The organism is Cetobacterium sp. (assembly GCF_048470075.1).
GTDB lineage: Bacteria > Fusobacteriota > Fusobacteriia > Fusobacteriales > Fusobacteriaceae > Cetobacterium_A.
This window is the reverse complement of sequence record NZ_DBGBQB010000392.1, coordinates 1-7,315: the sequence shown is the minus strand read 5'-3', so window position 1 is coordinate 7,315 and position 7,315 is coordinate 1. Positions and strand designations below refer to the sequence as shown.

Here is a 7,315-nt window from a genome sequence, read left to right as displayed (position 1 = left end):
AATTTTATTAGATATCCAGCTGTGAGAGCTGCTAAAGCATAGGAGATAAAAAATACTAATCTTTCAATGGTATTATATTTAAGTAGATTATCTGGATCTATATTTTCAACATATATTGATTCAAGAGTTGAAATCGTAAATAAATTAAACTCTATATGTGTTAAAAATGCTGATAAAAAACGGGCTAATAGACTGAAATTTGATAGAAATACAAAACTCATATATAAAATAAAAATCTTTTTTCCCCTTTTTCCATTAAGTTCTTCCCCCTATATTCTCATAACAGTTGAAAAAAAGGGGAAGATTCTCCCCCTCCTTTTTACACTGTATATATTTTACACTATTTTTTAACAAGCTTCCCATCTATAATTATTTTTTCTGGCTTTGCCTGTATATCAAGAGGCATTTTATCCCAAATAACAATATCAGCTAAAAGCCCTTCTTTTATCTCACCTTTTAAATGATCTATTTTTAATATTTCAGCTGGATACTTTGTTATAGCATTAAGAGCAGTTATCTCATCTAGTCCACCTTTTACAGCTATAGCTGCACAAAAATTTAAAGAGTGCTGAGGGATTACATGGTGATCTGTCATAAGAGCAAACTTAACACCCTTCTCATGTAATATAGCCGCCCCCTCATATGCTTTATTTATAAGTTCAAACTTACTTCTAGCACCGAAAGTAGGTCCCAATATTACTGGATAACCAGCTTCTTTCAGTTTATCTCCTATAAGATGTCCCTCTGTACAGTGCTCTATTGTCATAGCTAGATTAAACTCCTTTGCAATTCTAATAGCAGTGCATATGTCGTCCGCTCTATGAGCATGAGCTTTTAATGTTACTTTTCCCTCAATAACTGGAATCATAGCTTCAAAATCAAGATTTATAGGAAAATACTCCCCTTTTTCTTCCGCTTTCTCTTTCTGTTTTTTATAGTTAATTGTATCGACTATTGTTTTTCTTAAAAGATGAGCTATTGACATTCTAGTCATAGGAGAGAGATTTTTACCTTGCCCATATACTCTTTTTGGATTTTCTCCAAAGGCGCACTTCATAGCAGCAAACTCATCAATTATCATATTATCTATTATATCCCCATAAAGAGATAGAGTTACAAATTGTCCTCCAATAACATTGGCACTACCTGGACCAGTACACGCTGTAGTGACACCCCCTAAAAAAACAGCCTCTTCAAATGAGATATTTTTAGGATTAATTCCATCAATAGCTCTAAGACTAGGAGTTATTGGATTATTAGTCATCTCATTATAGTCAGCTCCTTCCCATCCGATTCCCTCTTCACCTAGTCCAATATGACTGTGAGCATCAATAAATCCAGGTAATACATATTTTCCAGTTGCATCTAAAACTAACTCATCTGTTCCAACTTCTAAATTTTCTCCAATTTCACTGATTTTATTTTCTACTACTCTAATATCAGTATTAATAAAAGAGTTTTTCTCTGATATAAATACTACACCGTTTTTTATTATCATTAATTTCTCACTCCCACTATATATTTTTTATTAAAATATGAAAAAAATTATGATTAAAATACAAATAACAAAAGCTAAAATAAAAGGTAATATAAGCTGCAAAAATGCAATCCCAAGTGCAACATAATCTTTAAACTCCATGACAAGCTACAAAATATCCTTCACTTATCTCTCTGAGCTCAGGTATTTCAACTTTACATCTCTCAACTGCATTTGGACATCTAGTATGAAATTTACAACCTGATGGAGGATTTATATTGGATGGAATCTCCCCCACTATAACATGTTTCCTTTTATACTCTCTTTTACTTAAATCTATACTTGGAATTGCCAATAGTAAACTTTTAGTATACGGGTGCTTTGGATTTTTATATATCTCTTCAGTCTCTCCTATTTCAATAAGATTCCCCAAATACATAACTCCCACTCTGTTGGAGATATGTTTTACAACTGATAGATCATGTGTAATAAAAAGGTATGATAATCCAAACTCTTTTTGTAAGCTCATTAAAAGATTTATTATTTGAGATTGAATAGATACATCAAGAGCTGAAACTGCTTCATCACAGACAATAAAAGATGGGTCTAAAGCTAGAGCTCTAGCTATTCCAATTCTTTGTCTTTGTCCTCCTGAAAACTGATGAGGATATCTATTTATATGATAATCTGCCAATCCACAAATCTGTAATATTCTAACGATTTCCTTATGATAGTTTATATCCTTTTTTAAAAAAATTTTATGTTCCAGTAATCCCTCTCCTATAATCTCTCCAACAGTCATTCTAGGATTTAAAGATGAGTATGGATCTTGAAAAATAATCTGCATCTCTTTCCTTAAATCAATTAGATCTTTTTGAGGCATCTTTGTTATATCTATACCTTTAAATCTAATAGTTCCTTCAGTTGGGTCGTAAAGTCTTAAAATAGTTCTTCCTAAAGTTGATTTCCCACAACCTGACTCACCAACTAATGCTAAAGTTTCCCCTGCTTTTAATTGAAAAGAGATACCATCATTTGCTTTTACAACAAGTTTTTTTCCATCCTCCCCTTTTTTATTAATTGGAAAGTATTTTTTTAAATTATCTACTTCCAATATCACTTTGTTATCATTCATACTTTCCTCCATCCTGAATATAAAAACATCTTATTTTATGATTTTTCTCTACCTCTAAAAGTTCAGGTATAAATCGAGCACATTTTTTCATTGCATATTTACATCTAGGAGCAAATCTACAACCCTTAGGTAAAAATAGGGGATTTGGAACACTTCCCTCAATAACTTCCAGCGTTACCTTATCATCATCAATATTTGGAACTGAATTTAATAACCCTCTCGTATATGGATGCTTTATTATTGAAGTGGAAAATATACTATGTACAGGGGCACTTTCTACAACCTGTCCACAATACATAACAATTACATCATCTGCCATTTCTGCAATCACTCCGAGATCATGGGTTATAAAAATTATTGATGTTCCCAGCTCCTCTTTTAAAGTATTCATAAATGCTAAAATTTGAGATTGAATGGTAACATCAAGTGCTGTTGTAGGCTCATCTGCTATGAGTATTTGAGGATTACATGACAGTGCAATGGCTATCATAACTCTTTGTCTCATTCCACCTGAAAGTTGATGAGGATAACTTTCACTTATATCCTTAGCTCTTGGTATTCCAACTAATTCTAACATCTCAACAGCTTTTTCTCCACTATATTTTTTATCTAATTTTTGATGAAGTCTAAGAACCTCTTCAATTTGAAAGCCAATTTTTAATACAGGATTTAAAGAGGTCATAGGTTCTTGAAATATCATGGATATATCATTTCCTCTTAGGTCTTGCATATCCTTTTCAGAAAATTGAACAAGATCTTTATCCTTAAATAGAATCTCTCCATCAACAATTTTTCCAGGAACCTCTAATAATCTCAATATAGAAAGAGCTGTTATACTTTTTCCAGAGCCTGATTCACCAACAACTCCTAGAGTTCTTTTTCTGGATAAAGAAAAACTAACATCATCAACGGCTTTAATAACTCCTTTTCTTGTAAAAAAATAAGTCTTTAAATTCTCAACTTTTAATAATTCATTATCTTCTAACATCTTTTCTCCTTATTTAATTATCTGATTTTGGATCAATGGCATCTCTAAGCCCATCACCAACTAGATTAATACTCATAACTGTAAGAAATATAGCTAGTCCTGGAGGTATCCAAATCCAAGCTCTGTATGATAAAATATATGGATTTTGAGCCGCTTGAATCATATTCCCCCAAGTTGGTACTGGCTCTACAACTCCAAGACCTAAAAAAGATAGTCCTGATTCTGTCAAGATAGCACCAGCTATACCCAATGTAGCATTAACTATTATATAGGCAAAAGTATTTGGGATTAGATGTTTAAAAATCTGTTTCCTATTGGATATACCTATAGCTTTTGCAGCTAACATAAACTCCTGCTCTCTCAATGATAAAATCTGTCCTCTTATCATTCTTGCAAGACCTGTCCAACCTAAGACTCCAATTATACTCATAATTATATACATTCGTAAAGCTGGAGAAACTCTTCCGCCAAATATGGCTGATAAAGTAATTGCAAATGGAAGAAATGGAAATGATGAAAATATCTCTGTTCCTCTCATAAGAAAAGAATCTACTTTCCCTCCATAAAAACCAGCTGTTCCTCCCACAATAATTCCAATAAAAACACTTATAGATGTTGCTAAAAAACCTACTTGAATAGATACTCTACCCCCATAGAGTAAACGAGTTAAGTAATCTCTTCCCAAGCCATCAGTCCCTAACCAATTGAGAGCTGTTGGAGGAGTATTTGCAATTTTATAGTTCATATAATCTCTTCCATATGGGGAAAATACTGGCCCTAGTGCTATGGCTAATATTATTAGAGAAAAAATAAATAAACCCGCCAGTGAAAGTTTATTTCTACTGAATTTTATCCAAATCATCATCCAGGGTCCAATAGATTTTTCGCTATTCTGTACATTTATATATTCCCGATTCATTTAACTTAACTCCTTTCTATTATTTTAACTCTAGGATCAACTGTGGCATAACCTATATCAGCTAACAAATTTCCTAATAGTGTCAATAGTGCAAAAAACATATTCAATGCCAAAACTAAATTATAATCCCTAGACATAACCCCTGAATAAAGTTCCTTTCCTATTCCTGGCCAGATAAAAATAGTTTCTAATATTGTTGCTCCTCCAAAAAGAGCTGGGATATAGAATCCAATTAAAGTTATTATGGGAATCATAGCATTTTTTAAAGCATGTCTATATATAACCACACGAGCATTAAGCCCTTTAGAACGAGCCGTTCTAATATAATCTTGACTCAATACCTCTAACATAGCATTTCTAACATATCTAACCAATGAAGCTAAAGATGACAGTGTTACCACTGTAAGTGGAAGAACTAGATGTTTTCCTATATCCAAAATTTTATCTATACCAACAGAGTTTTTCCCTGGGGTTATCATCCCATTTATTGGTAAAATTCCAAGTTTTATAGAGAATACAGAAATCAATAATAAACCTAGAAAAAATGAGGGTAAACAAACTCCCAAAAGGGAGAACACTGTCCAAAAATTATCAAATAAAGAGTATTTCTTTATGGCAGACATAATTCCAACTGGAATTGATATTAAAAACGCAAGTATAAATCCACCTATATTAAGAATAAATGAGTTTATAATAAATGGACGGACTGCATCTTTAACTGGTTTTTTATATGTTATCGATTCTCCAAAATCGCCACTTAATACTCTTCCTATCCACTTACCATATTGAATTGGAAGAGGTGCATTTAATCCCAATCTCTCCTCCAACTGTATCCTTTTTTCTGCTGTTAATTCAACCCCTTGTCCCACATAGGCATTTAATGGATCTCCCGGCATGGATTTAACCATGCCAAAGATCACAAGTGATATAACAAATAAAACTCCTAACATATGCGACACCCTTTTTAGTAAAAATTTAAGCATATGCATCTACTCCTTAACTAATTCAGCTTTAAGAACAGCTTGTGTCCAGTCGTATAAAGTATCAGTTTTAAAGTTTTTTATTCTTCTGTTATAAAGGTCTGTATATATATTTGTGTAAAGTGGGATTAAAGGTGCCTCTTCATTCATTAATAAAGCCCATTCCTGCCAAAGTTTTTTAAACTCCTCTCTATCATAAGTTCTCAATAACTTATCTATTAACTCATCATTTTTCTCATTTCTAAATCGCCCTGTATTACTTGCACCAGGGATATCATATTTAGAGTGCCATTGAGATGATGGGTCTGGAAAAGTCCCCAGAGATGTAGCCATATTAAATAGAGAGAACCCTTTCTTTTCATTATATACCTTATCCATTAAAGAGTTAAAATCAGTTGGAGTTACAATCATATTTATTCCAAGATCTTTATAGTTGGCAATAAGTATAGGCATCAGTGTATCTACAAAGTTTAGATCCTTAATTGTAGCCCATTCAATTGTAAACTTTTGATTATCTTTATATCTAAAACCATCATTTGCCAATTTCCATCCAGCCTCTTCAAGCATTGCTTTAGCTTTTTCAGGATCATAGTTATACTTTATCATTTTTTTCTCTAACTCCTCATCCCATGTCCAATAGGCTTTTGAAATAGGGGCATCAATTGCAATTCCTAGCCCTTTAAAGTAAAGAGCTAAAACGGCCTCTCTATCAAATCCATAGGATAGAGCTTTTCTAACAGTTTTATCCTTTAGTATAGGGTCCTGATTATTAAACATTAAAAAACCATATCCATGACGAAGATATTGATTTTTATCTATAAACCCTGTTTTATTGGCAAGTTCTAATTTTTCAGGTTCAACAATTCCCGCTAAAAGATCAACATCTCCATTGATTAACTCTTGAACATCTGTGGCACTTGTAACTGACTTAACAATAATTCTTTTTATTTTTGGTTTTTCACCGTGATAATCCTCATTGATAACTAACTCAAAATACTGTCTAGGAACAAACTTTTCAAGCTTATATGGTCCTGTTCCTGAAAGCTGTTGCATTTTTGATTTAACAGGTTCCATATCCCCTATATCATGAGCATAAAACTTGCTATCCATTATAGAGAATCCTGTCTTTAATATATTTGTAACTAAGTTCTCTTTAAAATGAAATTTAACAGTATAGTCATCAATTTTCTCAACACCTTCAAAGATAGTTGTCTCTCCTTTAGAGTATTCCTCATATCCCACTAAGTCCTGAACAGTTGATGTAAATCTACCATCATATGCAGGGTCTGAAATTGTGGCATATGTGAAAACCACATCATCTGCTGTTAAAGGGTTTCCTGAGTTAAATTTAATTCCCTCTTTTATTTTAAAGGTATATGTTTTTCCATCCTCTGAAATCTCTGGCAATGACTCTGCTAAAGAGGGTTCATACTCTCCTCTTTCATCAGTTTTTAGTAATCCTTCAAAAACAAGTGCAGGAGCTGGAGCATCATATGCTGTAGCGTAGAAAATTGGTAAAAAATTACCTGCAGCTTCAGAGTATCCTACGACTAATGTATTCTCTGAATCCGCTCTATTGAGAGCTGGATTTGGCTTTGTTAGGTCAATAGCAGCTGGGAGTAAATACTCATTCTGTGGCTCTTGGGTATTTTGTGCGACATTTTGTTCTGGTACAGGCTCTTCAGGAGTTTTGACAACATCCCCCTCCTTTTCCTTACTACATCCTAAAATCATAATAAGCGAAGTTAGTAATAAAACTAGATATTTTTTCATAATGAATCCTCCTCCATAAATAGATAAATAATATTTTAAAATA

Annotated in this window: 7 protein-coding genes; all 7 read right to left on the bottom strand. The window is 32.9% G+C overall.

Translation table 11 applies throughout. From position 1 onward, the window contains the following. On the bottom strand, window positions 1-221 hold a 221-nt coding region (locus tag ACMOUI_RS13640; protein ID WP_418966240.1), incomplete at its 3' end, for a hypothetical protein. Between the two features lie 119 nt (window positions 222-340). After that, complete coding sequence (locus ACMOUI_RS13635) at window positions 341-1,498, bottom strand: amidohydrolase (protein WP_418966239.1); 1,158 nt, start codon at window positions 1,496-1,498, stop codon at window positions 341-343. Between the two features lie 130 nt (window positions 1,499-1,628). Next, the gene (locus tag ACMOUI_RS13630; RefSeq protein ID WP_418966238.1) at window positions 1,629-2,612 is read right to left on the bottom strand and encodes an ABC transporter ATP-binding protein; all 984 of its coding nucleotides are present in this window, start codon (window positions 2,610-2,612) and stop codon (window positions 1,629-1,631) included. Then, window positions 2,605-3,600, bottom strand: coding sequence for an ABC transporter ATP-binding protein (locus ACMOUI_RS13625; protein WP_418966237.1), 996 nt, complete (start codon window positions 3,598-3,600; stop codon window positions 2,605-2,607). The genes ACMOUI_RS13630 and ACMOUI_RS13625 overlap by 8 nt, the downstream gene beginning before the upstream one ends. A 13-nt stretch (window positions 3,601-3,613) precedes the next feature. Further along, a complete protein-coding gene (gene opp4C, locus ACMOUI_RS13620) occupies window positions 3,614-4,519 on the bottom strand; it encodes an oligopeptide ABC transporter permease (RefSeq protein WP_418966236.1) in 906 nt (301 codons plus the stop codon). 5 nt (window positions 4,520-4,524) lie between these two features. Beyond that, window positions 4,525-5,502 (bottom strand): ABC transporter permease, encoded by a 978-nt coding sequence (locus tag ACMOUI_RS13615; RefSeq protein WP_418966235.1) that lies wholly within the window; start codon window positions 5,500-5,502, stop codon window positions 4,525-4,527. A 6-nt stretch (window positions 5,503-5,508) separates the two neighbouring features. Then, window positions 5,509-7,272 carry an ABC transporter substrate-binding protein gene (locus ACMOUI_RS13610; protein WP_418966234.1) on the bottom strand — a complete coding sequence of 588 codons (1,764 nt, stop codon included), beginning with the start codon at window positions 7,270-7,272 and terminating at the stop codon, window positions 5,509-5,511. Window positions 7,273-7,315: the final 43 nt, after the last annotated feature.

What these genes read in the sequence shown, in the direction of transcription:
- ACMOUI_RS13615 (WP_418966235.1), bottom strand. Translation starts at nt 5,502, where the DNA reads ATGCTTAAATTTTTACTAAAAAGGGTGTCGCATATGTTAGGAGTTTTA.
- ACMOUI_RS13625 (WP_418966237.1), bottom strand. Translation starts at nt 3,600, where the DNA reads ATGTTAGAAGATAATGAATTATTAAAAGTTGAGAATTTAAAGACTTAT.
- ACMOUI_RS13635 (WP_418966239.1), bottom strand. Translation starts at nt 1,498, where the DNA reads ATGATAATAAAAAACGGTGTAGTATTTATATCAGAGAAAAACTCTTTT.
- opp4C (WP_418966236.1), bottom strand. Translation starts at nt 4,519, where the DNA reads ATGAATCGGGAATATATAAATGTACAGAATAGCGAAAAATCTATTGGA.
- ACMOUI_RS13630 (WP_418966238.1), bottom strand. Translation starts at nt 2,612, where the DNA reads ATGAATGATAACAAAGTGATATTGGAAGTAGATAATTTAAAAAAATAC.
- ACMOUI_RS13610 (WP_418966234.1), bottom strand. Translation starts at nt 7,272, where the DNA reads ATGAAAAAATATCTAGTTTTATTACTAACTTCGCTTATTATGATTTTA.